The 23,572-nt window shown below is 46.0% G+C and carries 22 protein-coding genes; 12 read left to right on the top strand and 10 right to left on the bottom strand.

The features are described 5' to 3' along the window. Positions 1 to 19 precede the first annotated feature (19 nt). Both PQ469_RS25425 and PQ469_RS25420 read left to right on the top strand, forming a co-directional pair. Entirely contained in the window at positions 20 to 415 is a 396-nt protein-coding gene (locus tag PQ469_RS25425; RefSeq protein WP_274210188.1) for a (R)-mandelonitrile lyase, read from the top strand. 20 nt (positions 416 to 435) lie between these two features. Then, on the top strand, positions 436 to 666 hold the full coding sequence (locus PQ469_RS25420; RefSeq protein ID WP_274210187.1) for a tautomerase family protein: 231 nt from the start codon (positions 436 to 438) through the stop codon (positions 664 to 666). A 128-nt stretch (positions 667 to 794) separates the two neighbouring features. On the opposite strand, the gene PQ469_RS25415 is transcribed toward PQ469_RS25420, so the two are convergent. The 4 genes from PQ469_RS25415 to PQ469_RS25400 form a co-directional block, all read right to left on the bottom strand. Further along, positions 795 to 2,675 (bottom strand): glycoside hydrolase family 127 protein, encoded by a 1,881-nt coding sequence (locus tag PQ469_RS25415; protein ID WP_274210186.1) that lies wholly within the window; start codon positions 2,673 to 2,675, stop codon positions 795 to 797. A 153-nt stretch (positions 2,676 to 2,828) separates the two neighbouring features. Next, on the bottom strand, positions 2,829 to 3,269 hold the full coding sequence (locus tag PQ469_RS25410) for a hypothetical protein (RefSeq protein ID WP_274210185.1): 441 nt from the start codon (positions 3,267 to 3,269) through the stop codon (positions 2,829 to 2,831). Between the two features lie 155 nt (positions 3,270 to 3,424). Beyond that, positions 3,425 to 5,575 carry a xanthine dehydrogenase family protein molybdopterin-binding subunit gene (locus tag PQ469_RS25405; RefSeq protein WP_274210184.1) on the bottom strand — a complete coding sequence of 717 codons (2,151 nt, stop codon included), beginning with the start codon at positions 5,573 to 5,575 and terminating at the stop codon, positions 3,425 to 3,427. After that, positions 5,572 to 6,042: a (2Fe-2S)-binding protein gene (locus PQ469_RS25400; protein ID WP_274210183.1), complete on the bottom strand. Its 471-nt coding sequence runs from the start codon at positions 6,040 to 6,042 to the stop codon at positions 5,572 to 5,574. Before PQ469_RS25400 ends, PQ469_RS25405 begins: the two co-directional genes overlap by 4 nt. A 728-nt stretch (positions 6,043 to 6,770) precedes the next feature. Here PQ469_RS25400 and PQ469_RS25395 point away from each other — a divergent pair. From PQ469_RS25395 to PQ469_RS25385, 3 genes are all read left to right on the top strand, one after another. Continuing rightward, positions 6,771 to 7,958 (top strand): NAD(P)-dependent alcohol dehydrogenase, encoded by a 1,188-nt coding sequence (locus tag PQ469_RS25395; protein WP_274210182.1) that lies wholly within the window; start codon positions 6,771 to 6,773, stop codon positions 7,956 to 7,958. 135 nt (positions 7,959 to 8,093) lie between these two features. After that, the gene (locus tag PQ469_RS25390) at positions 8,094 to 9,326 is read left to right on the top strand and encodes an NAD(P)-dependent alcohol dehydrogenase (RefSeq protein WP_274210181.1); all 1,233 of its coding nucleotides are present in this window, start codon (positions 8,094 to 8,096) and stop codon (positions 9,324 to 9,326) included. A gap of 174 nt (positions 9,327 to 9,500) precedes the next feature. After that, the gene (locus PQ469_RS25385) at positions 9,501 to 10,826 is read left to right on the top strand and encodes an MFS transporter (RefSeq protein WP_274210180.1); all 1,326 of its coding nucleotides are present in this window, start codon (positions 9,501 to 9,503) and stop codon (positions 10,824 to 10,826) included. A gap of 60 nt (positions 10,827 to 10,886) precedes the next feature. Here the strand turns inward: PQ469_RS25385 and PQ469_RS25380 are convergent, their stop codons facing one another. The 3 genes from PQ469_RS25380 to PQ469_RS25370 form a co-directional block, all read right to left on the bottom strand. Next, on the bottom strand, positions 10,887 to 11,756 hold the full coding sequence (locus PQ469_RS25380) for a helix-turn-helix domain-containing protein (protein WP_274210179.1): 870 nt from the start codon (positions 11,754 to 11,756) through the stop codon (positions 10,887 to 10,889). A gap of 88 nt (positions 11,757 to 11,844) precedes the next feature. Then, positions 11,845 to 12,555, bottom strand: coding sequence for a RibD family protein (locus PQ469_RS25375; protein ID WP_274210178.1), 711 nt, complete (start codon positions 12,553 to 12,555; stop codon positions 11,845 to 11,847). Between the two features lie 54 nt (positions 12,556 to 12,609). Further along, positions 12,610 to 13,242 (bottom strand): hypothetical protein, encoded by a 633-nt coding sequence (locus tag PQ469_RS25370; protein WP_274210177.1) that lies wholly within the window; start codon positions 13,240 to 13,242, stop codon positions 12,610 to 12,612. Positions 13,243 to 13,722: 480 nt separating this feature from the next. Here PQ469_RS25370 and PQ469_RS25365 point away from each other — a divergent pair, with 480 nt between their 5' ends. The 7 genes from PQ469_RS25365 to PQ469_RS25335 all read left to right on the top strand — a co-directional run bounded on the left by PQ469_RS25365 (position 13,723) and on the right by PQ469_RS25335 (position 20,485). After that, on the top strand, positions 13,723 to 14,316 hold the full coding sequence (locus PQ469_RS25365; RefSeq protein WP_274210176.1) for a nucleotidyltransferase family protein: 594 nt from the start codon (positions 13,723 to 13,725) through the stop codon (positions 14,314 to 14,316). A gap of 355 nt (positions 14,317 to 14,671) precedes the next feature. Beyond that, positions 14,672 to 15,553, top strand: coding sequence for a helix-turn-helix domain-containing protein (locus tag PQ469_RS25360; RefSeq protein ID WP_274210175.1), 882 nt, complete (start codon positions 14,672 to 14,674; stop codon positions 15,551 to 15,553). Positions 15,554 to 15,683: 130 nt separating this feature from the next. After that, complete coding sequence (locus tag PQ469_RS25355) at positions 15,684 to 16,052, top strand: cyclophilin-like fold protein (protein ID WP_274210174.1); 369 nt, start codon at positions 15,684 to 15,686, stop codon at positions 16,050 to 16,052. Positions 16,053 to 16,212: 160 nt separating this feature from the next. Beyond that, positions 16,213 to 17,091 (top strand): helix-turn-helix domain-containing protein, encoded by an 879-nt coding sequence (locus tag PQ469_RS25350; protein ID WP_274210173.1) that lies wholly within the window; start codon positions 16,213 to 16,215, stop codon positions 17,089 to 17,091. Between the two features lie 113 nt (positions 17,092 to 17,204). Next, positions 17,205 to 18,263 (top strand): NAD(P)-dependent alcohol dehydrogenase, encoded by a 1,059-nt coding sequence (locus tag PQ469_RS25345; RefSeq protein ID WP_274210172.1) that lies wholly within the window; start codon positions 17,205 to 17,207, stop codon positions 18,261 to 18,263. A 196-nt stretch (positions 18,264 to 18,459) separates the two neighbouring features. Then, entirely contained in the window at positions 18,460 to 19,038 is a 579-nt protein-coding gene (locus PQ469_RS25340) for a flavodoxin family protein (RefSeq protein WP_274210171.1), read from the top strand. Between the two features lie 10 nt (positions 19,039 to 19,048). Continuing rightward, on the top strand, positions 19,049 to 20,485 hold the full coding sequence (locus PQ469_RS25335; protein ID WP_274210170.1) for a carboxymuconolactone decarboxylase family protein: 1,437 nt from the start codon (positions 19,049 to 19,051) through the stop codon (positions 20,483 to 20,485). 308 nt (positions 20,486 to 20,793) lie between these two features. On the opposite strand, the gene PQ469_RS25330 is transcribed toward PQ469_RS25335, so the two are convergent. The 3 genes from PQ469_RS25330 to PQ469_RS25320 form a co-directional block, all read right to left on the bottom strand. Next, on the bottom strand, positions 20,794 to 21,915 hold the full coding sequence (locus PQ469_RS25330) for an XdhC family protein (RefSeq protein ID WP_274210169.1): 1,122 nt from the start codon (positions 21,913 to 21,915) through the stop codon (positions 20,794 to 20,796). A gap of 43 nt (positions 21,916 to 21,958) precedes the next feature. Then, positions 21,959 to 22,942, bottom strand: coding sequence for a GTP 3',8-cyclase MoaA (gene moaA, locus PQ469_RS25325; protein ID WP_274210168.1), 984 nt, complete (start codon positions 22,940 to 22,942; stop codon positions 21,959 to 21,961). A gap of 249 nt (positions 22,943 to 23,191) precedes the next feature. Further along, the gene (locus PQ469_RS25320) at positions 23,192 to 23,545 is read right to left on the bottom strand and encodes a cyclophilin-like fold protein (protein WP_274210167.1); all 354 of its coding nucleotides are present in this window, start codon (positions 23,543 to 23,545) and stop codon (positions 23,192 to 23,194) included. Positions 23,546 to 23,572: the final 27 nt, after the last annotated feature.

The raw sequence follows: 23,572 nt of genomic DNA, 5'->3' as shown, positions 1-23,572 counted from the left end.
TCTGTCAAAAGAAAATATTATGGAAATTAAACGCAGCGGCTCACAGCCTTCAGGTAAAGGCCCCGCAGAATACTTTAAAGGAACAGTACGGATTGATCCGCTTATCAACCCACCGGAACCCTCACGGGTTACCATGGCATTGGTAACCTTCGAGCCGGGCTCACGTACGGCCTGGCATACGCATCCATTCGGACAGACATTAATTATAACTGCCGGTGCCGGCTGGGTTCAGCGTGAAGGCAGTGCAAGGGAAGAAATCCACCAGGGTGATGTCATATACTTTACACCAGGTGAAAAACATTGGCATGGGGCAACTGCTGCCACCGCGGTGAGCCATATAGCTATTCAGGAAAAAGAAAACGGTTCACCGGTAGATTGGATGGAACAGGTGACAGACCAGCAGTATGACGGGTAATCAAAAACAACGGAGGAAGAATGCCGCATGTTCATGTTAAAATAGCCGGCAAGTCAAAAGAAGACAAAGCAAGACTTGCCGAAGAAATTACGAAGGCTGTAATGAATACTGTTCACAGCGAAGAGCCCAATATATCGGTAAGTATTGAAGATATTGAAAAGGATGAATGGATAGAAAAGGTATATAAACCGGACATCCTTGGCCATTGGGATCAGCTGTATAAAAAACCGGGATATGATCCCCTGAAGTAACGACAATCCGAACTGAAATCAATGAATTTATCAGCTCTGAAAATTTGCTTTTATCTTCCTGCAGCGTTCTGTAAAACATGAACGCTGCCGGGACTTTAGTACATGACCGATTTTCTCAGATTATGACATTAATTCGATGCTGTTTTTTTCCAGTAGATCATATATCGGGCGTCATGTAGTTTATAAAATGGAATCAATTCAAGATTCTTGAATGTTGCAGGACTGATCAATTCCGGCGCAATAAAGGTCTGAACCTTTCCCGCAACCGGTTTAAGATATCTGGTAATATCCGGTTCATTACTCGCCAGCACAGGGGCAGCATCTAACGGATACATTTTTCCCCTGGCACGATACCCACCAAACTGATCGCCATCTGCAATCAGATTATCCAGGTCCGTTGTGTCGGTCTTTGCCGCCAATACAATAGGCCCGTGCAGGAATGCAGTATAATGCGAGCTGTCCGGTAAGTTTTCCGTAGTAATTTCCATAGGCAGGCGTACGTCAATTTTGTCCCCCTTCTTCCAAATCCGGTTGAGCTTTACATATGAGCCTGGCTGAGCATCAACTGCTGCTTTGGCACCGTTTATTTTTATTTCCAGCTTGCCGGCCTTTACCCAGTTAGGGTAACGAACATTAATGCTGAAAGTGCCTGGCTTCACCGCTTCAACAATCAGCTGTGTGGTTTCTTCATCAGGAAATTTGGTTTGCTGCGAAAGAACGAGTCCCTGTGCTGCCCAGTTCAGGCGTGAGGGTATAAACAGGTTTACAAAAAGATCTTTTTGCTGATGGCTGTAGATCAGTTCACCATATTTGCCATGGTTTTCCATTCCCGATCCCACGCAGCACCACATGGTCACCTGCGGCTGCGAATACACCCGGTAATGCCTTGGCCGCATGGATGTATAGTAGACAAAACCGCCATGTGCCGGATGCTGGCTCGATAAAATGTGATTATACAAAACCCGCTCATAGAAATCCATGTACTTAACGTTTGCCCCTTTTTCAAAAAGATGCCGGGTCAGTTTCAGCATGTTATACGAGTTGCATGTTTCCGGTCCCGCGATATCAGTGATCATTTTGCTGAAATCATGCATGGGATTGAAGTGTTCATTTACGCTGTTACCGCCTATTACCACTGAACGGTTATTGACCACTGTTTCCCAAAAGAATTCTGCCGCCTTGCCGTAGTCCGCATCCCCGCCGACCTCTGAGATCCGCTGAAAGCCTACAGCTTTAGGGATTTGCATATTGGCATGCAGCCGGTCAAGCCGGTCCTGGTGCTGTATCAATGGATTTAAAATCTCTTTATGAGAGAACCTGCGGGCCAGTATCAGGTACTTATCCTGCCCGGTAATAACGGCCACATCGGCGAACACTTCGTTTAATCCCCCATGCTCTGAAATAAGCATCCTCTGGATCTGTTCGTCGGTTAATTTCCGGGAAACTCCGTCGATATAGTCTGTCAACCGAATGAGGATGTCCTTTGCCTGTGTTTTTCCGGCGACCATATAGGCATCCCGGAGTCCGGCAAAAAGCTTGTGAATATTATAAAGCGGAACCCATTTTTTATTCAGCGCAAATGTGTCGGCTACAATTTTTCCTGCAGCGATATCCTTCCACATGGCCGTGCCGCCCGGCGTACCCCCGAGGTAACCGCTTCCTGTTTTATCCTGGGCGCGTTTTAATTCACGCAGCATATAATCCAGTCGCCTGCCCATTTCGGCGTTGCCGGTTGAAGCATACATATTTGATAAAGCGGACAGGTAGTGCCCGCCGATATGTCCATCCAAGCCTGTGTTTTCCCAGTTCCCGTAGTTTTTTTTCTTCGGTGTTAACCCGGCCTCTGTAAGATACGGAGCTAATAACCGGTCAGGGTCCAACGCCAGCATATAAGTCATATCCGTTTGTTGTGCATCATTAAACACGCCGGGGAGTAACTTTACCTGCTGAAGCCGAAATGATTGCAGCGAAGACTGGGCCTGTATTTGAAGTGGTGTGATAAAACACACAGTGATTAAAAACAGTAATAAGAAAGGATTAGTTATTCTCCTGGTTATCATATAATGGTATATGTTACAGAAGAATTACATGCTCTTCTGTAAGTCGTAAATTAGGTAAAATACCGGTAAATTTATTATTTATCGCAGTTCGGAATCTGACAATTACTTAGCGGGGGCATAGGCCCCTGTTCTGAGCCAGGTCAGCCAGGCCTTCTTGAATGCTGCATGGCTCATTGGCGGTCCCTTACGGCCTTCACCAGGGTTCCAGGCACCGACCACCAAACCGTCATCCGCATGCGCGATCAGCTTCTGCATATCCTTGTGTCCGTTTTGCTTGGGATCAATTAATTGTTTGGCCAATTGACGTGGCGTTCTTCCCTGGAAAACCATTTTCATATCTGCCGGCGGCAGATGCCAGTTTGGATTGCCGGGAGGCGTGTGTAGTCCCGGGGTATTGGTGGGCTGGTGACAGTTGGCGCACTTCATGGCATAAACACCTTTGCCGTCAATACCTCTTTTAGGGAACATAGCGTGCAGGTGGCTATCGTCCCCCTGCAGCGGTATATCCCCGGCCGGATGGCAGTTCATACAGCGTGTGCTCATTAATACGGTATATACCTGTGCAAAGGCTTTAACAGAAGCGACGCTGTCTTTGCGCAATACTACTTCATGATCTGGGTGCGGTGCAGCCGTCTCCTTAAACGACAGTAATACCATGCAGGATATAAATAAAATGATCGTGATAATGATTAGCTTTTTCATACCTTTTGTTCGAGTCTGGTGTTAATAATAGGTAAATTGTAAATCCGTTTTCCGGTGGCCGCAAAAATGGCATTGACAATGGCCGGTGCTGTTGGCGGTACGGCGCATTCTCCTGCACCGCCCATTTTTTCCTTGCTGTCCACAATGTAAACATTGATCTGCGGGGCCTCGTACATCCTTGTAATGCGGTAGTCGTAAAAATTATTCTGTTGCAGCTGCCCGTTCACAATCGTCAGATTACCGTATGTAGCCATCGACATGCCGAAAATGATACCGCTTTCCATTTGTGCCTTTACACCTTCCGGGTTTACCGCCAGGCCGCATTCAATAGCGCAATCCACTTTATGTACATGCGCCAGGCCATTGTCAACACTTACTTCAGCGATAATGGCTACAACGCTGCCAAAAGCTTCATGTACGGCCACTCCTTTAAATCGCCCTGCAGGTACAGGCTGGCTCCAGCCCCCCTTTTCAGCCACGAGGTTAAGCGCGGCCAGGTGTCTGGTATGGTTTTTCAGCAGCTTGCGGCGATACTCCACCGGGTCCTGCCCCGCATTGTGCGCAAGCTCATCGATCAGTGTTTCCATCACATAGCCGGTATGGGTGCCGCCCACAGAACGGTACCATAAAACCGGAACAACTTCCTTAGTAGTGTGCAGGCCGACAAAATGATCGGCTATCCCGTCAAGATAAGGCGAGCCTTTAACTCCTTCTACGGTAGTGTCGTCTATCGCAGGTGGCGGGCCAAAGAGCACCGCTGCATCCGCCATGATTGACTGTCCGGCGATATTATGGTTCCAGGCTATAGGAAGACCTTCGTTATCTACGCCGATCCTGACATTATGCACATAGAAAGGTCTGTAGAAACCACCCTTCATATCATCTTCGCGTGTCCATACCATTTTTACCGGTTTACCGCTTGCCTTGGCGACATGAACAGCCTCCGAAACAAAATCGGAAGCCGGAGTAGCACGGCGGCCAAAGCCTCCGCCAAGAAAGGGTACATTTACTTTGACCTGTTCGGGTTTAAATCCAAGGATTTTTGCTGCAGCAGCCCGATCTCCGCCCGGCAGCTGCGTTCCGCACCATATTTCGCAACTGTCCTTTTCAATTTTAACAGTGCAGTTCAGCGGCTCCATAGGTGCATGGGCCAGGTAAGGAAAAACGTATTCTGCTGAAATTGTTTTCACTGCCTTGGCAAACGTTGTTTTTACATCTCCTTTTTGCTGCACCTGGAGGCCATCCGTTGCGGCCAGTTTACGGTAAGCTTCGGTTTGTGCCGTTGTATTAAGATTGATACCGGAGCCATGATCCCAGGTGACCTTCAAAGCTTTCCTGCCCTGCTGGGCTGCCCAGAAGTGATCGGCGATTACCGCTACTCCGGTAGGGATCTGAACTACCTGTCTGACGCCGGGAACAGTTTTCGCCTTAGCGGCATCAAATGATACGACTTTGCCGCCAAAAACAGGTGCATGAGCCACCACCGCGGTCAGCAATCCGGGAAACTGCACATCCATGCCGAATTGGGCAGATCCGTTGGTTTTTACACGGGCATCCAGACGGCGTTGTCCCTTACCAATGTATTTCCAGGTATCGGGCGAACGCAGGGTCACTTTTGCAGGTACGGGTAACTTTGCGGCATCCGCCGCCAAATCGCCGTAAGCATACTGTTTGCCGCCTGCAATAACGAACCCCGCTTCGGTTTTGCAATTTTCCAGCGCAACGCCTGAACGCGCAGAAGCTGTCTGCATCAGTAATGTACGTGCGGTTGCGCCGGCGTTGCGGTACCGGTCAAATTCTGACCAGGTGGAGCTTGAGCCCCCGGTAATTTGTACACCGTAAATAACATGGTTAAAAGCCTTGTTAACCTGGCCGTGTTTAACGGTGATCCGCTGCAAATCAACATCCAGTTCGTCCGCTATCAGCATGGGCAGCGTTGTCCAGATTCCCTGCCCCATTTCTACGTGGCTGAGATAGACCGTAATACTGTTGTCTGTTGCGATATTCAAAAATGCGTTAGGCGCGAAAGCTGTCTCATCAGCTTTTCCCGCCAAAGCAGCCAGCTTATTGGCTTTTGGTATTGTAAAGGAGATCAATAGGCCGCCGCCCAAAACGGCGCCGGACTGTATAAAGTTACGTCTGTTCATGATTTAGCTCCTTCCCGCTGCAGCTGGGCAGCCTTATGTATAGCGGCTCTGATCCGGGGATAGGTTCCGCAACGGCAGATATTGCCCGACATCCCATCATCTATGTCCTGATCTGTCGGATTTGGGTTTTCGCGCAGCAAAACGGCGGCTGACATGAGTTGCCCCGATTGGCAGTAGCCGCACTGCGGAACATCAAATTCTGCCCAGGCCAGCTGCAAAGGATGATCATTGTTTTGAGACAAGCCTTCTATTGTAGTAACCTTTTGTCCGGCAGCCCGGCTGACTTTGGTTACGCAGGAACGGACAGCCTCTCCGTTCAGGTGAACTGTACATGCACCGCACTGGGCCACACCGCAACCGAATTTTGTCCCGGTAAGGCCCAGCAGATCACGAATGACCCACAACAAAGGCATATCAGGATCAGCAGCAACCTGCTGCTCTTTTCCATTAATATTTAAGGTTAACATATCAGTTAAGTTAAGTATGAAATCGCTTGTCCTTTTGAGTAAAAAAGAATTTAAAGGTCGTAAATACTATCGTAGGAAAGATTATATGAATCAAACATAAAGTTAACGATATCAAACAATTACTTACAAATCTAATTATGGGCTTCAGCCTGAAGGGGATAATCGTGAACGGGCAATCCAACAAGAAGATTTTCACACCCGGAGCACAGACATCTTCAAGTCTGGCGGGGGGGGGCGCTTTAACTGTTTTCATGAAGATTGAAATCTTTAATTTTCTGTTTGATTACCATTATTTACAGAAAATATATCTGATGAATATTGTCAGATGCAAAATTACCGGGAACAAGCTGCAGAATACATAGAAGCTATCCGGCCTTGTTATTATTGTACTGAGCATTATATTAGTCAGCGTAAAATCAGACCATATTCTCAATCCTCCTGAAATCGGCTGAACGGCATTTTAGTTTAAAAGGAACCACTGAAGAAAAGTACCAGCCTTGGTCCTCAAATTTCCCGCTCTTTCCAAATAGTTTGAAATCGTTAATAATCTATTTGATTCCTATTATTTAGCCCCCTGGATTCTCGCGAACTTTGTATATGTAAGGTCCCTGTTGAAAACTCCTGAAAATCAGGAGCCGGCTGTCCCGGAGCTCCTGATGGGAAGTAAACCGTAAAACTACGGGTCCTTTAAACGAATCATAAAAACTTAAAGCAAATAAACATCAGATATGAAAGAAGATAACAACAATCAATCCCGCAGAAAATTCATACAGCATACCGCAGTCGCGGGTGCGGGCCTGATGCTCGCAGATACATTAAACGTTCTTGCAGCTCCGGGTGCAGCAGCAGTCTCCGCCGCTAAAAATATCAAATCAAAAGGCTATGCCGCCCGGGACAAATCCGGGAAATTAAGTCTTTGGGAGTTTGAACGCCGGCCCGTCGGAGATAACGATATTTTAATCGATATTAAATTCGCCAGCATTTGTCATTCCGATATCCACCAGATGCGTGGTGATTGGGGAACACAGCAATATCCTCAGGTTCCGGGTCACGAAATCGCGGGTGTTGTTTCCGCAGTCGGTAAAAACGTCACCAAATTCAAAATAGGTGACAAAGCCGGTGTAGGTTGTATGGTTGACAGCTGTATGACTTGTGAAAGCTGTACTCATGGCGAAGAGCAATATTGCGATAACAATGCCACATTGTTTACTTACGGTAACCCGGATAAAACCTCGCCTTCAGGCATTACACAGGGCGGGTATTCCAATAATATTGTGGTAAAAGAACATTTTGCCGTCCATATACCGGATCATATCAGTCTGCAGGAAGCTGCCCCGTTGCTTTGTGCAGGCATCACAACCTATTCACCACTGATGAATGCTGATTTCAAAAGAGGTGACAAAGTCGGTGTTGCCGGCATAGGAGGATTAGGACATTTAGCCATAAAACTGGCGGTGTCTAAAGGTGCTGATGTTTATGCGTTCACGACCTCACCGGATAAAGTAAAGGATATCCTGGCATTTGGCGCCAAAGAAGCTATTGTCGTTGACGACCTCGTTAAGTTAAAACCTTACAAAGGAAAAATGGATTATGTGATTGCCACGATTCCGGCAAAATACGATATAGCGGCATATTCAGCCGTTGTAAAACGAGGAGGTTCTTATACACAGGTAGGGATGCCCGTTGGTTTTGAAGTAACCATTAACAATTTAGCATTAAGTGTGAGCAGGGTAAATTATAACAGTTCACTTATCGGGGGTATCCCTGAAACCCAGGAGGTAATTGACTATTGCGCCGATAACAAAATTCATCCTCAGATACAGCTTATCAAAGCCGACCAGATCAATGATGCCTGGGATAAGATTTTAAGTAAACAGGCTCGCTACCGCTATGTCATTGATGCAGCAACCATTTAATTTCTGAGACATTGAAATAACAAAAGCAGGGGCTGTTTGAAATAAACAGGGCATATCAGAATATGACGGAAGACAAAGTGAAATTCCGGTACGTCATTGATATAAAACAATGAAATAACTCCTAAAACATATATTATGGAAAATGATAAAAGCAATCAGGAAAATAACAAAAAAAGAGAAATGGGCCGCAGAGATTTTCTCACTGCGTCAGCAATATCTACTGCAGGTTTGGTTGCCGGCGGCCTGTTTTTCCCTCCATCCGCCGATGCGCAGACAACTAAGAAAAACAGTACAGGTGTGAGCAGCAGGAATGGTTCAGGCCCTTTCGCAACACAAGGGATGGCAGCCTATTCTCCTGATGGCCCGCTCAAACTGATGACTTTTGAACGCAGGGCCCTGGGGCCAAAAGATATAGCGATTAAACTTCACTATTGCGGTGTCTGCCACTCTGATATTCATACTGTACATGAAGATTGGGGAAAAATTCAATTTCCGCAGATCGTTGGTCATGAACTTGCCGGAGAAGTAGTAGCTGTCGGATCAAGTGCCAGCAAATTTACTGTCGGCGCGCGCGTTGGTGTGGGCTCAATGGTCAATTCCTGCAGACATTGTTCGGAGTGCCAGGCAGGCCATGAGAATTATTGCCTGAACGGAAATACGCAGACCTATGGGTCAAAAGACAGGGACGGCTCCATTACACAGGGAGGCTATTCCACTTTTGTGGTCGTTGACGAGGATTTCGTGATCGATATTCCTGATGCTATGGATCTTGCGGAGGCTGGTCCGCTTCTGTGTGCCGGTATTACGGTTTATTCCCCGCTCCTCAGATGGGGAGTGACCACCGGTATGAAAGTGGCTATTCTTGGTATGGGCGGATTAGGACATATAGCTGTAAAACTTGCCAAAGCATTAGGTGCGGAAGTAACTGTTTTTACAACTTCTCCTGATAAGGTGGAGGATGCCAAAAGGTTCGGAGCGGCAAACGTGGTCATCAACAAAGAAGGAGCCGATTATGCTGCTTATAAAAATTCATTTGACTTTGCGCTGGATACGATTCCGTATAAACACAATATCAAACCTTTTATTCCTTTGCTTAAACGGGATGCGGTCTTTTGTCGTGTCGGTGTAGGCAAGGTTACTGACGACATAGAGACCGGTCAAATGAGTCTTGTTCTGTTCCGGAACGCTATTGCAGGGTCAAATACAGGCGGGATCCGGGAAACACAGGACATGGTTAATTTCTGCGCCCTTAACAATATCAAACCCGAAATTATCAAGATCCCGATGCACGGAATCAATGACGCATGGCAAAAGGTCTTCGATAAAAAAGCCCGCTACCGTTACGTCATCGATGTACAATCTGTGTAAACAGTATAAGGAATTTGTTTTAAGAACAGACAGAATGCCGGCGGTCCTGATCGCCGGTTCATATGACTCCTGTTTATAACCTCCCTGCTGTTGCAGGGAGGTTCATTGGTTCGCTGATAAAAATATTTAATCAGAAAGATATCAGGCTTTTAAGAACAGCATAAATCACTATCCATGATTTTCGGGGACCGGATGAAATTCCAGGCAAAAAGTGACCGAATGTCAGGTTACAATTTTTATTTCCCTATTACAGCCCCTTATGAGGCTCGCAACATAATTAATAAAATGAAAGAAAACGATTCAACAGAAGCAAGCAAAGAGCCAAAATGGCCGGCGGTTTACGCTGTATCACTGGCTGTCGCGGGTCTGATAACTTCGGAATTCCTGCCTGTAAGCATACTTACGCCGATTGCCAAAGACCTTCATATAACTGAGGGAACTGCAGGGCAGGCCATTTCAATAACGGCGCTCATTGCCATGTTTTCCAGTTTGTTTATAGCGATGATCACCCGAAAGATCGATAGAAGATGGGTCCTTTTATTCTTTTCCGTTTTACAGATCTTTTCTAATATACTGGTAGCATTTGCCCCCTCCTTCCTCGTTTTAACCACCGGAAGGATTTTGCTGGGTATAGCGGTCGGAGGATTTTGGGCAATGTCCACGGCAACCGCGATGCGTTTAGTGCCGCCCCGTTTGATTTCGAAAGCCCTGTCCATTGTTTATGCGTCTGTTTCCATCGCTACGGTACTGGCGGCTCCGCTGGGAAGTTTCCTTGGCAGTATGATCGGATGGCGAAATGTATTTCTGCTGGTAGCCGGTCTGGGAGGGCTCTCTCTGATCTGGCAGGCCGTCACCCTCCCGTCCATGCCACCTGCCAGCCCTCCGAAATTCAGGACACTGTTAGACGTGCTGAACCATGACCTGGTTAAAAAAGGCATGCTGGGCGTATTGTTCGCTTTTGCGGGTTACGCGATATTCTTTACCTATTTACGCCCGTTTTTAGAAAACATAACCAATGTTCATGTTAACACACTGACGATCATTTTGCTCTGCTACGGGCTGGCTAATTTCATCGGGGCGTTAATCGCCAGATTTATGCTTGACAGAAAGTTTTCAGCGACAATGGCTCTGGCACCGTTTTCCATGTGCTTTTTTACAGCCCTGCTTATTTTTTCAGGGGCCAATATGATTGCTGCCTCACTATGTATAGCCTTCTGGGGGCTTGCTTTCGGCAGCGTTCAGGTTGGCTGGCCGACATGGTTAACGCTGGCCATCCCCGACGAAGCGGAAAGCGGCGGAAGCATCCTGGTTGCAACCACACAATTAGCGATAACCCTGGGTGCCGGACTTGGCGGGCTTATCTTTGACAAGACGGGAATTAAAGGAACCTTCGGCCTGGGAAGCCTGGTTTTATTCCTTGCGGCGTTAATGGCGGCCCGCGCCCTGAAAGGGAAAATATGGAAGGTTCCGTCCGGTAAAGACAGTATTGTTCATATATAACAAACGGTTGACCGGGAAATATTAAAAACGAGTCATATCTCAAAAGGGATATGGCTCGTTTTATAATTGCGGAACAACCTTTCCGCGAAAGAATTTTGGTATTGTTCCTGTGTATCGTTTAAAATAGCTGTTGAAATAAGAGGTGTATTCAAACCCCAAAGCAAACCCGATATCAGACATACTCCAGTCGGTTCGCCTCAAAAGCTCCTTTCCTTCGGAAACTATACGCTCAGCGATATTTCTGGAAGTCGATTTTCCGGTGATCTCTTTAACAGAACGATTCAAATGGTTCACATGGACCGACAACGCATCGGCGTAATCATGCGGTGTTTTAAGCACTAAAGGAGAGCGGGGACTTTCTATGGGAAATTGTCTTTCCAGCAGATCCAGAAATAAACCTGTTATACGTGAAGACGCATCTTTTACCTGAAAATAAGTATCAGGCGGATTCATCTTCAGCGCTTCATGAATGATCAGGTTGATATAGTTGCGCATCAGGTCGTCTTTGAATACATATTCATTGCGGTACTCCCCGATCATTTGATGGAACATTTCGGAAAGAAACTTCCTCGCTTCCTTTTCTATGAAAAAAATAGGGGAACCGCCAACCTTAAACAGCGGTGACTGCTGGAGACTTTCGGAGCGGTTGTTGAGTTTCAGAAAACTTTCAGTGAACAGACAACAAAAACCCGTCTGATTCTCACTGATGGTCTCCCATGAGTACGGGATATGGGGTGTACCAAAAAAAAGTGTGGTACCCTTTGTCAGAATACCGCGGTCTGCGTATTCGATCTTGTTCTGTCCCGTCATCATACAGATTTTGTAAAAAGCTTTCCGGCTGTAAGCCCTGACAGTATCCGTTTCTTCGCCTACTTCATAAACGATAAAGCCGTCCTGTTCGAAATCTCTGACATTTACTTCTTTACTCATTATTTTTCCTTGTAACATTTCAAATTTAAAGAAACCCTATTACCTGTTATCTACAAGTTCCGGCAGGAACTGATTTTATTTCACTGTACTACAGGTCCTTTTTATCAAATACGTAGCTTAAATGGATAAGATCACCGTCGAGCCTCCGCAGCTCTTTCAGGTACATCCGGACAGCCTGGTCTTTCCCGAAGCCCGGTGCAACTTCAAACGTTGTAGCGGTATCTTTTGCCCCGTCGGCCAGCGGCATCAGGAGCAGACTAAGCTCATCGATAAGACCGGAGGCGAGAAAGGCTCCGTTGATACTGCCGCCGCCTTCCAGCATCAGTTTCTTAATGCCGAAATGCACTGACAATTGCAGGAGCGCCGCGGCCAGGTCAATTTCATCCTTACCGCCAAAAAGATAAGATATGCCCTTACGCTGCAGGTAAAATAAGTATTCATCGGAAACTTTCTCGGTTAATATGCTGATGATATGATCTCCGCCCAACTCATTGCCGGGCCAGCCGAGCTTTCCGTTTGCGTCTATGGCAATAGCAAATGAAGTAGCCTCCCGGTCAGCTATAAAAGGTTCTCGTACGAGATCATGAGGGGCTTTTAAAAGCTCCGGGACCGCACCTTCGGAAAAGTCATTTTCCATGGTCACACGTCCGCATATCCAGCCCTGGGTATTGTAGGATTCATGAATCCGGTTGTAGACCTCTGAATAATCCTGCCACTCGTTTTTACTGCCCCAGTTGGCAGATATAATCCTGCCGTCCACCGTGGACATCATATGGCATATGATATAGATTTCCTTCATATAAAATTCCTCTGAAAATTAACTGCTCAGCCTGCTTAATAATAAGATCCCGGTTTAAAAGCCGGAATTAACACAGATATCCGAGGCGATAAAATTTTTGATTGTAAAATGAATTATCTGCATGATCAAAACAGCTAAATATTCACTCTTAAACGCGTAAACACAATTCAGTTCTGCCCAGATCTTTTCAAAAATCAGGTTTAATTCGTTTTCCTGCTTCTTATCAAGCATAAATGTGCCGTAGCAATGCTCAGTGAACACTGGAAGCTTTATTAATGTTTCGCCGGTTTTTTCCACCAGAAATCTGTGTTTAACCAGGATTAAAAAACCCGCTTGTTTATGCTGTGAATAATCGGCAAACCAATCAAGCTCAGGATGCAGTAAAACCATGAATGGTTCAGCCTCACCGTAAGGCCCTACAACATCCGCACATACATGGGTCTCCTGCCTGAAATACATCCCGTACCAGTCCCGGTGATCAAATTCCTTCGGAAGACAGGCCGTAACATTTGTGACACCTGGTTTCAAAGCAACCAGATCAACACTCCTGGTCTTATCCTCAGCGAACGACCGGGAAATAAACCGTTTTTTTTTCGCCGCGCTTCGGGCTTTGTAATGAACATAAGTTGCCGCAACCCATCTGTTCGTAAGGAGACCTGACAGAAAACGCCGGACTGAAGAACTCATAAGACAACATCTCTAAAGGATCCAAGCAAATCAATGGTCGTATCCAAAGGATACATTGTTATCATTGCTGCTATCCGGTAAGCTGTTTGGATAAGCTCCTGATTGATGTCCATTTTGTTGATTCTCCAATTAATTCTACAGAACGATTTCTTACCATTCCTCCTCTGTAAAGGTAGGTAAGGAATAAGGACCGGTTATAACAGACATCAAACAGAAAAGTAAACATATCAAACAATTTTCTGCCGAAAATCCTGATGATCTGAAACTGTTTGATTTCATTAACAATCTGTTTGATTCATATAATTAATTTTTCGGCACAATGACGTTCTTAGCATGAATATATTGCAGCGTTGCCCGGCACATCAGGCCCCAACAGTTAAAAAAACTGGCAAGTAAAGTCAGTTATGCTGTCGAGCAGTTTTGAAGAACTGAGTGCGGATAAACAGGGAAAGCCTGAGCATAATACAATTGATGAAATTTATGGAACAAACAACAGGTATCATCATTTTAGCAGCGGGGAACTCTGCAAGACTGGGACATCCCAAGCAGTTATTAAAATACAAGAACAGCACGTTGCTTAATAACATCATCGGGGAGGCGCTGTTATTGCCGGAATCCAGTCTGACGGTTGTAACCGGAGCTTATAATGAATTTATAAAGGCAAACCTTAATATTGCCGGCCTGAAACTGTGCTTTAATCCGGATTGGCAGTCGGGCATGGGGTCTTCTATAGTCTGCGGACTTAAAGACTTGCTGCTGCGTTATCCCAAAATGAAGAAATGCATTTTTTTAGTGTGCGATCAGCCTTATGTAACGAATACCCTTTTGAAAAATTTACTCAAAGAATATGGCAAAACAAGAAAAAGAATTGTCGCGTCTGCGTATTCCGATACTTTAGGGACACCAGTGCTATTCCATCGTAAATACTTCGGCGAGCTGCTTAAGCTGAGGGGCCAAGAGGGAGCCAAAAAACTAATCAATGCACATTCGGATGATATAGCCACCGTGCACTTTGAAAAAGGAGTTGTTGATATTGATACAGCTGAAGACTATCATAAGCTGATCAATCCATGAGAACTGCCAAGCCAAATACGAAGAAAAAAAATGAGTAAGATGATCAAAATATTTTTACGCAGGGAGCAATCAGCTCTTCGTTTATGCAGACAGCATTGCCGGTCATGCCTCCAAAAAAGATATCGGGGCTCACAGCATATTTCTTGAGCAGATCCGGGCGGATATTGTCAACGACGCATTTAAATTGCTTATTCCAATACTCTTCCGTTTGAATACTGTAATAATATGCCGCTTTCGGCTGCTGTTTGCCGGATTTAAATAAACGCTGTTACCGAAATATGCCGGCTTTTCTGTTCTGAATGGGGTAAAACCCTCAGTCTTTTTAATTCTTATTTGATTTGTTTAATATTGTACTATGGATAACCCAAAAATGTCTCTGCTTGATGGCGCTCATAACGATGATTTAAAACTTAAAGGAATCAAGGTTTATGAGATAGAGACAGCTGTCCATCCCATTCCGACTTATAATCGGAGGGAATTTTATAAAATATGCCTGCTCACCGGTAAAAGCGACATTAATTACGCAGACCGGGGGATTGTTGTAGATGGCCATTACCTGTTTTTTGGCACTCCCCATATTCCGTATTCTTCTGATTTGCTTTCTCCTACCATCAAAGGGTATGGCTGCCTTTTTACGGAAGATTTCTTAAAATCCGGTGACCGGTCCGAAAGTCTGCAGGAGTCTCCACTTTTTAAGATCGGCGGCACACCCGTGTTCCTGCTGAATGAGGAACAGCAGGTTTTCTTAGCCGGAATTTACCAGCGAATGCTTGCCGAACAAAACACCGGCTATGCCTTTAAAGATGAATTGATCCGCAATTACATTAATCTGATCATACATGAGGCGCTAAAAATGCAGCCGCCGGATACCTTCATTAAGCACAAAAACGCGTCGTCGAGAATCACCGCCCTGTTTCTGGATCTGCTGGAAAGACAATTTCCGATTGAAGACCAGGCTCATCCCCTTAAAATAAAGACGGCTCAGGAGTATGCTGCTAACTTATCTGTGCATGTGAACCATCTAAACCGGGCGGTCCGCGATACCACTTCTAAATCCACATCTGCCCATATAGCTGAACGGATAATCGGTGAAGCCAAGGCGATGCTGCTGCACACAGACTGGAATATTGCAGAAATTGCTTTTGCCCTGGGATTTGAATATCCTACACATTTTAATAATTTCTTCAAAAGGCTCAGCGGAACCACACCGCGGGCGTTCCGGAATGTAACTGCTTGATATAATTACTTTTTTGTTTGATTGGCGTTAACATTCGCCTGTTTTACCGACGTAATTTTGTTCCATGTTCAACAGATTAATTCTTTGTGCTGTAATGAGTTTTTTCGTTACGAGCAATAAATATAACGACATGCATACATCAGCGAATCAAAAGATAAGCATCACCATAGGCGGAAAGGTAATCACTGGTACGCTCTATGATAATGCTGCCACCCGGGATTTTATATCCCTTCTTCCGCTCACGCTTACACTGAAAGACTATGCTGGAAAGGAAAAGATATCCTACCTGCCCAAAAAACTCTCTACTCAGAACGTCCCGGAAGGTAGTGACCCATCCATAGGTGCCATCACCTATTATGCCCCCTGGGGAAATCTGGCAATATTCTATAAAGATTTCACCTATTCTTCGGACCTCGTGAAACTGGGCAAAATAGATTCCGGTATGGAAATCCTGAAGGCATCCGATGGCCTGCAGGCCAGATTTGAACTTGTCCGTTAGCGATTTTCCTAAACCTGAACTTCGAACCTTAATACATTAAATCGATTCGAATAAAGGTAGTTATTGGTTCCGGAATAACCGTTATTACGCCGGTGCTGAAATCATTAATTTCATCTATTAACCGCGTCAGTATCCAGATATACTTTCGAATTTTAACAGCATGAGTGATCCCAATATATCTCCTTCTTCCGAATTTAATTCCGGCCTGAAACAAAACGGATTTCAGGTCTATCGTATAGTTACCCAGCGCAGCGTCATAAAATCATACAGCCGTAAAGGTATCTACAAGATTTGCTTTACCATCGGTAAAAGCATTATTCACTATGCAGATAAAGGAATTGAAGTTGACGGTGCCACCTTATTTTTCGGCAACCCGCATATTCCTTATTCCTGGAAATTCTTATCGGAACAGCAAACCGGTTATGCCTGTCTGTTTTCCGAAGATTTCTTTAAAGGTCATGAACACACAAAGACACTCCAGGAATCTCCGCTTTTTAAAATTGGCGGAACGCCTGTTTTTGCCCTTACCAAGACTCAGCGAGATCTCTTTGCTTCGCTCTTTGAAAAAATGGTATCAGAGCAGAATTCTGAATACGTCTTTAAACATGATCTTATCCGGAGCTATATCAATCTGATCATTTATGAGGCTTTAAAGATAGAACCTTCGGTCAATTTTTTTAAAACTACGAACGCGTCTTCGAGAATAACCACTTTATTCTTTGAGCTTTTGGAAAGGCAGTTTCCGATTGAATCGACGGACAGCCCGCTGCAGATCAGAAGGGCACAGGACTTCGCAAAGACCCTATCCCTGCATATCAACCACCTTAACCGTGCCGTAAAGGAGACCACCGGCAAACCGATCTCCTTACATATTGCCGAACGGATCGTAACTGAAGCAAAAGCGCTCCTGCAACATAAAGATTGGAATATTGCTGAAGTTGCCTTTTCCCTCGGCTTTGAATACCCCACGCATTTCAACAACTACTTCAAGAGAGTCACCGGTATAGTTCCCTCTGCTCTGCGGTCACAAATTACTTGATATCATTAATGATTTGTTTGATTGGTGTTAACTGCACGGCTCCTGTACAGGATAATTTTGTGCCTATACAATGTCGGTCAATCACAGGCAACTAAATTAATAAAGCAGAAAAAATGAACACAACAACAGTTAAGGCATTTGGCGCATCGGCCGCCGATGCAGATTTAGCCCAAATGAATATAGCGCGTCGGGAACCAACCCCAAAGGACGTGGAAATTGAAATTCTGTATTGCGGCGTTTGCCATTCGGACCTGCATACAGCAAGGAATGACTGGGGCTTTTCCGTTTATCCGACTGTTCCGGGGCACGAAATTGTAGGAAAAGTAACCCGGGTAGGAAGTGATGTTACCAGATACAAAGCAGGAGATACCGTTGCGGTTGGCTGCCTGGTAGACTCCTGCCGGACCTGCAGCAGTTGCGAACATGACCTCGAACAGTATTGTCTTACCGGATTTACAGGCACTTATGGCGGAACTGATAAACACTTAGGAGGAAAAACTTATGGCGGTTATGCCGAAAAAATAGTGGTTGACGAACACTTTGTTCTGCAAGTGCCTGATAATCTGGATTTAGCAGCCGTAGCGCCACTGCTTTGCGCCGGAATTACCACTTGGTCGCCGCTAAAACATTGGAATGTCGGAGAAGGCAGTAAAGTAGGAGTAGTGGGTTTGGGCGGCCTGGGACACATGGCTATCAAATTGGCAAAAGGACTTGGAGCAGATGTAACACTGTTTTCAAGAACACCCGATAAAACACAGGATGCTAAAGACCTCGGCGCTGACCATGTCGTAATATCTACCGATGAAGATCAAATGGAAGCCGTTAAAGGGAACTTTGATTTAATCATAGACACTGTACCTTATATACACAATATCAACCCGTATGTTGCTACTTTAAGCATTAGCGGAACGATTGTGCTGGTAGGATATTTAGGTGATCTGAACCCTATGCTCAATACCATTCCGATGATCATGGGAAGAAAATCAGTGGCAGGTTCTCTTATAGGAGGCATTGCGGAAACACAGAAAATGCTGAATTTCTGCGGCGAACATAATATCGTTTCCGAGATTGAAATGATAAAAATGCAGGATATAAATGATGCCTACGAAAGAATGCTGAAAAGTGATGTTCGCTATCGTTTTGTAATTGATATGGCGTCGCTTAAAAATTAATTACCAGCAGATATGTCCTGATACAGCGGATATACAATCACACTTTCCTTGATCGGCAGGCCTGCCGGATTACCGGTGGTCCTGCTTTTCTAAACAATTCCCGGAGATAACGAAACTACGCCTGGAATTATACAGCAATGCTCAAAAAACTATTTAGCATTACGCTCCAACGGACTAAATAAAAGTAAATACAATCATGTCAAATATATCAATCATTTACTTCAGCGGCGCAGGGCACACTGCAAAATTAGCTGAAGCTATCAGCAAAGGGGCGATCTCGGTTGCCGGTGTCAAAACGAATCTTATTCCCATTGACGGAAACGATATCATCAATGGTCGCTATGAAAATAATGCAATCATCAGCGCGCTGGATGCCAGCGATGCCATCATATTCGGCAGCCCAACCTATATGGGCGGACCTGCAGCGCAATTTAAAGCCTTTGCCGACGCTACCGTAGATAGCTGGTTCGGACAGAAATGGCGCGATAAACCGGCGGCAGGTTTCACCGTTTCGGGTACACCAAGCGGTGACAAATTCAGTACGCTGCAATACTTCCATACGCTGGCTATGGAACATGGGATGATCTGGGTTGGCCTGGGTGAAATGCCTATGCAGCCCAACGGCGTAAATCGCCTCGGAAGCTGGGGTGGAGCTATGGGTCAGGCCCATCAGGAACCGACAGACATTGCGCCAAACGAAGATGATAAATTAACAGGTGAAGTGCTCGGCAAACGGGTCGCGGAATTTGCAGTAAAAATGAAAGCCAGCTCTTAAAACAAAACATATGATGAAAGAAATCATAAACTACAAGCCTGTATTATGTGTGGTTACAAGCAACAGTGTAAAAGGTAAATCCGGCCAGCCTACCGGCTTCTGGCTTAGTGAACTCACCCATCCGCTGGCAAAGCTGGAAGCCGCCGGTGTGAAAGTGGAACTGGCTTCCATCAAAGGCGGAGAGCCGCCGATTGACGGCTTTGATCTGGCCGATCCTATCAACGCCCGTTTTTGGAACGATGAAAACTTCCGCGAAGCACTTCGGACAACGCAAAGCCTTGATGATGTAAATCCATTCATTTATTCAACGATCTTCTTTGCCGGGGGCCACGGAACAATGTGGGATTTCCCTGAAAGCTCCGCTGTACGCCGTGTAACACGTCAGATTTATGAAAACGGAGGAGTTGTTTCAGCCGTATGTCACGGCCCAGCAGCGTTGGTCAACGTTGTGCTGAGCGATGGCAGCTATCTGGTTTCAGGAAAAAGAGTAACCTCGTTTACAAATGACGAAGAGGCAGAGGTTCAGGCTACAGACGTCGTTCCTTTTTTACTGGCCGATGCATTGGCTGCCCATGGAGCCGTTCACTACCCTGCGCCCAACTGGAATTCTAATGTGATCGTTGACGGACGCCTGATCACCGGTCAGAATCCTGCATCAGCGGCCGGCGTAGGGGAGGCTATTCTCGGTTTGTTAAAAACCTACGCCCCTGCAACGCAGGTTGCGGAACAGTCGGCTGCTCCGCACTCCGCAATAACACCAGAAGATGTAAACAGGGTATCGCCGGCCCTTGCGAAATATACGCATGACGCAATTGTCAATGATTTGTGGAAACGTCCGGATCTGTCTCTCAGGGATCGCAGCCTGGTTACGCTTTCTTCGCTCATTATGGGAAACCGGATAATAGGGATGCTCCATTATTTTAATCTGTCACTTGACAATGGCGTTACGCCGGCTGAAATATCTGAGATCATTACGCATCTTGCGTTCTATGCAGGCTGGTCAAATTCTTTTTCAGCTATCGCCATGTTAAAAGATATCTTCGACCAGCGCGGAATTGGAGCTGATCAGCTTCCGAGCGCGTCGCCGGAACTTGTTCCGATCGAACTGGCTGTGCCGGATGAAGAGGCCCGTGTGGCATTCATTCACCAGAACATAGCCCCGGTGGCTCCTGGATTGGAACAATACACAGGCGACCTGCTATATCATGAAGTGTGGCTGCGCCCTGGCCTTACCCCCCGGGATAGAAGTCTGGTGACTGTCAGTGCGCTGATGGCTTCCGGATACACGCAGTTTCTTCCGTTCTATCTTAGCCGGGCAATAACGCATGGTTTAACGAAAGCTCAGATAGCTGAAATACTTACACATCTGGGTTTCTATTCAGGCTGGCCTAACGCCCTGTCGTCGACACTGGTTGTGAAGGGCTTCTTTGAAAGTACAGCGAACTAAAGAAAAAGGATCATAGCCCTTATAAACTATTAGGGCGATTGTGAGGTTGTCCATAAACGCAAAATTGCAGAATTTAAATAGACAGAAGGCTCTTTGGATAAATTCCAAAGAGCCTTCTGTCTTGGCTTTGATGGCGAAGCTGATAAATGACATTATTACCTAAGCAAATGAGTCTCCCGCTTGCCATCTATCCATTATCTCCCGCTGATTTTTTGTTTTCCAAATGGCAGATTGCGCAGGTATGAGCACCACGCTGAATAACATGATATCCTATTATATTCTAAATTCCAGGCAGGGCAGCTTCTGTGCTAATTATCCCGGTCATGAATTACCTGTTTGTTATACAACGGGCTTCCGTCCCTGTTATTGATGACCGATTGAATTTGCGCCAGTATAGAAAGCGCGATCTCTTCGGGATTTTCTGAACCAAGGTCTAATCCTGCCGGCCCGTAAACATGCTGCAATTGCTCCTGTGGAATTACGCGCACAGCATTTAATTCCTCCAGCATTCGCGTCAACCGCTTTTTTGGACCGAGTACGCCGACAAACGGCAGCTGTTCCGGGAGCAGATGCTCCAGCAAAGCCATATCATAGTTATAGTTATGCGTCATGAGCATAAATACGGTGCGCTTATCAAGGTTTAACCGGCCCGTTACTTCATTCGGTTTTGCAGCGATCAGCTGATCGGCCTGCGGGAAGCGCTCCGCTGTAATATAATTGGCACGGCCGTCAACCACCGTTGTCCGCCAGCCCAAAACCTTAGCCATTTGCGTTAAGGGTATAGCATCGTTACCTGCTCCGACAACGACGAGGGATAGGGCGGGCTGCAATAATTCAATAAAACAAGTGTAGCTGTTCTGGTAGACGTATGTTTTCGTCGCCGTGTTGCCGTTGTGCAGCACATCAAACGCATCAGACAGGATCAAATCGCTCATACCATGGTCAGGAGGCGAACCTAAGGTATGTCCGGCTTCATTAATTAACAAACAGGTACCATATTGTGGCGCACGCTTGTCGGTCATGTTAAAGACGGTAACCAGGACAACCGGTTCCCGTTTACTTAAAAACAACCTGAAAAAGGCCATGGGGTTAAGTGCCTGCTCCGGCATAATGGGCTCGATCAGGATGTTTATAATACCGTTGCAGCCCAACCCGACACCTAATTTGGCATCGTCGTCATCTGTCGTGTCGTAGGTGACCAGCATAGGCTGCTGCTGAACGATTACCAGCCGGGCTTTTCGCAGCGCGTCACCTTCCAGGCAGCCGCCGCTGATCGCACCGGTTAACTGCCCGTCTTCAGTGATCAGCATACGGGCTCCGGCCCGGCGATAGGAAGAGCCGTCTACATGAACTACAGTAGCCAGTGCCGTTTTCTTTCCCAGCGCGTCAGCCTTGTCAAAGGCACTTATAATCGCTTCTAATTCTTTCATCTTCCTTTTGATTGGCATGTCAATAACATGCAGATAATGAATGTTAACCCCCTAATGCCGACATGGAAGTACTGACCTGTCCGCCGCTTAACGCTTCGGCCTCGAAACCATCCCGTACCCGCCGGCTGACGGCTGCTAAAATTTCCTGTTCCAATATTGCCTGTGGCTTTCCGCTGCGCAGAAGATCACGAAGATTCAGTACCGGCGGCCCGTAAAGGCAGGTGCGCAGATCTCCGGTCGCCGATAAACGGATACGGTTACAGGTGCCGCAAAATGTGCGGCTGAACGAGGGGATAATACCAAAGGTTCCTTTATAACCGCTTATGCGGTAATTTACGGACGTGGAACTGACCGTATTGAACATCGGGATGATTTCGTTGTAATGCGCGCTGATATGGTCATAAATCTGCCGGTGATCCCATAGGACCCCGGCAGATTTATGACTGTTCCCGTTAAAAGGCATTTCCTCCAGAAACCTGACGGACAGCTGGTGATGTCTGGTCAGCTCAACAAAGGGAATAATGTCCTGAATATTCTTATTTTCGGCAACCACACAATTGAGCTTGATATCAAATCCGTCGTCCAGCAGTTTAAAAATACCGGCATAAACACTTTCAAAACTATCCCTGCGGGTAATTTGCGCGAACCGCTCGCGGGTTAATGAATCAAGACTGATGTTGATCCTGCGGATACCCATTTGCAGCAATTCCGCCTGGTATCGCTCCGACAAGGTGCCGTTGCTGGTTACCGTAATTTCACTCAGTCCTCCGGCAACATTCAGCTTTTTCAAAAAGGGCATAATACCGGCACGTAAAAATGGCTCACCGCCGGTAATACGGATCTTGGATACACCCAAACCGCAGAAAACAGATGATAACTGCAGCATCTCGTCAAAGCTCATCAGGTCCGCGCGCCGTGCAAAATCAATGCCTTCTTCTGGCATACAGTAGTAACATCTGAAATTACAGCGGTCCGTTACCGAGAGTCTCAGGTAATCCAGCTTTCTGCCGTATTGATCGATCAGCATAACCGGGGGGATAAATGGATTGTGTCAATCATAGTCTGCTGGTCTGTGTTCTGAATGCAGTCCGGCTATTGACGGACCACTAAAAATGAATACCAATGATGTTAAAATAAATTTCTTCTCTCCGCTCTTTATTTCAGGCAATTATCGCAAATACAGGCATTGAATTATCTGCCCTTTCCCTGAAAGCATATGTTGCCGGATAACACAGGGCTTTCCTGTATTCAGGAGCCGGCCTTGAAGACTTTGCGTTTAGTTCTCTTTTTTTACCATGTCAAAATTTACAGTTACACCTTTTGAACCTAATGCCGCAGCCAGTCCGGTAATATCATCGATATGTCCGATCCGGGTATAGCTGTATGGCGTAGAAAAGGTTTTATAGAAAAGAACCAATGTATTCGAACCATACAGCATCAGGTCACCGGCATGGATAGTTCCCGGATTAGACGCGTTTCGTACAAGATCTTCTGAGAGGTCAAAATATTTCTCGTTTCCGTTCAGCTCATTCATATTAATGGTCATAGGCAGCATCGCTTTGAATGCCGCCGCTGTTGGATTTTCAAGGAGTTTGGCTGTGAACGTCCTGGATGCTATGGTAATTTTCATTTGATCAGCTGATTTATTATTCTTAAT

It is taken from the genome of Mucilaginibacter sp. KACC 22773, from assembly GCF_028736215.1.
Classification (GTDB): domain Bacteria; phylum Bacteroidota; class Bacteroidia; order Sphingobacteriales; family Sphingobacteriaceae; genus Mucilaginibacter.
Note: the sequence above shows the minus strand (reverse complement) of the source record. Positions and strands in the feature narration are given on the sequence as shown.

Excerpts from the sequence above, each read along its gene's own strand:
- PQ469_RS25375 (WP_274210178.1), bottom strand. The coding sequence starts at position 12,555 with ATGAAGGAAATCTATATCATATGCCATATGATGTCCACGGTGGACGGC.
- PQ469_RS25345 (WP_274210172.1), top strand. The coding sequence starts at position 17,205 with ATGAACACAACAACAGTTAAGGCATTTGGCGCATCGGCCGCCGATGCA.
- PQ469_RS25390 (WP_274210181.1), top strand. The coding sequence starts at position 8,094 with ATGGAAAATGATAAAAGCAATCAGGAAAATAACAAAAAAAGAGAAATG.
- moaA (WP_274210168.1), bottom strand. The coding sequence starts at position 22,942 with ATGCTGATCGATCAATACGGCAGAAAGCTGGATTACCTGAGACTCTCG.
- PQ469_RS25385 (WP_274210180.1), top strand. The coding sequence starts at position 9,501 with ATGATTTTCGGGGACCGGATGAAATTCCAGGCAAAAAGTGACCGAATG.
- PQ469_RS25400 (WP_274210183.1), bottom strand. The coding sequence starts at position 6,042 with ATGTTAACCTTAAATATTAATGGAAAAGAGCAGCAGGTTGCTGCTGAT.
- PQ469_RS25420 (WP_274210187.1), top strand. The coding sequence starts at position 436 with ATGCCGCATGTTCATGTTAAAATAGCCGGCAAGTCAAAAGAAGACAAA.
- PQ469_RS25370 (WP_274210177.1), bottom strand. The coding sequence starts at position 13,242 with ATGAGTTCTTCAGTCCGGCGTTTTCTGTCAGGTCTCCTTACGAACAGA.
- PQ469_RS25360 (WP_274210175.1), top strand. The coding sequence starts at position 14,672 with ATGGATAACCCAAAAATGTCTCTGCTTGATGGCGCTCATAACGATGAT.
- PQ469_RS25335 (WP_274210170.1), top strand. The coding sequence starts at position 19,049 with ATGATGAAAGAAATCATAAACTACAAGCCTGTATTATGTGTGGTTACA.
- PQ469_RS25395 (WP_274210182.1), top strand. The coding sequence starts at position 6,771 with ATGAAAGAAGATAACAACAATCAATCCCGCAGAAAATTCATACAGCAT.
- PQ469_RS25320 (WP_274210167.1), bottom strand. The coding sequence starts at position 23,545 with ATGAAAATTACCATAGCATCCAGGACGTTCACAGCCAAACTCCTTGAA.
- PQ469_RS25405 (WP_274210184.1), bottom strand. The coding sequence starts at position 5,575 with ATGAACAGACGTAACTTTATACAGTCCGGCGCCGTTTTGGGCGGCGGC.
- PQ469_RS25410 (WP_274210185.1), bottom strand. The coding sequence starts at position 3,269 with ATGAGCACACGCTGTATGAACTGCCATCCGGCCGGGGATATACCGCTG.
- PQ469_RS25425 (WP_274210188.1), top strand. The coding sequence starts at position 20 with ATGGAAATTAAACGCAGCGGCTCACAGCCTTCAGGTAAAGGCCCCGCA.
- PQ469_RS25340 (WP_274210171.1), top strand. The coding sequence starts at position 18,460 with ATGTCAAATATATCAATCATTTACTTCAGCGGCGCAGGGCACACTGCA.
- PQ469_RS25330 (WP_274210169.1), bottom strand. The coding sequence starts at position 21,915 with ATGAAAGAATTAGAAGCGATTATAAGTGCCTTTGACAAGGCTGACGCG.
- PQ469_RS25365 (WP_274210176.1), top strand. The coding sequence starts at position 13,723 with ATGGAACAAACAACAGGTATCATCATTTTAGCAGCGGGGAACTCTGCA.
- PQ469_RS25355 (WP_274210174.1), top strand. The coding sequence starts at position 15,684 with ATGCATACATCAGCGAATCAAAAGATAAGCATCACCATAGGCGGAAAG.
- PQ469_RS25350 (WP_274210173.1), top strand. The coding sequence starts at position 16,213 with ATGAGTGATCCCAATATATCTCCTTCTTCCGAATTTAATTCCGGCCTG.
- PQ469_RS25380 (WP_274210179.1), bottom strand. The coding sequence starts at position 11,756 with ATGAGTAAAGAAGTAAATGTCAGAGATTTCGAACAGGACGGCTTTATC.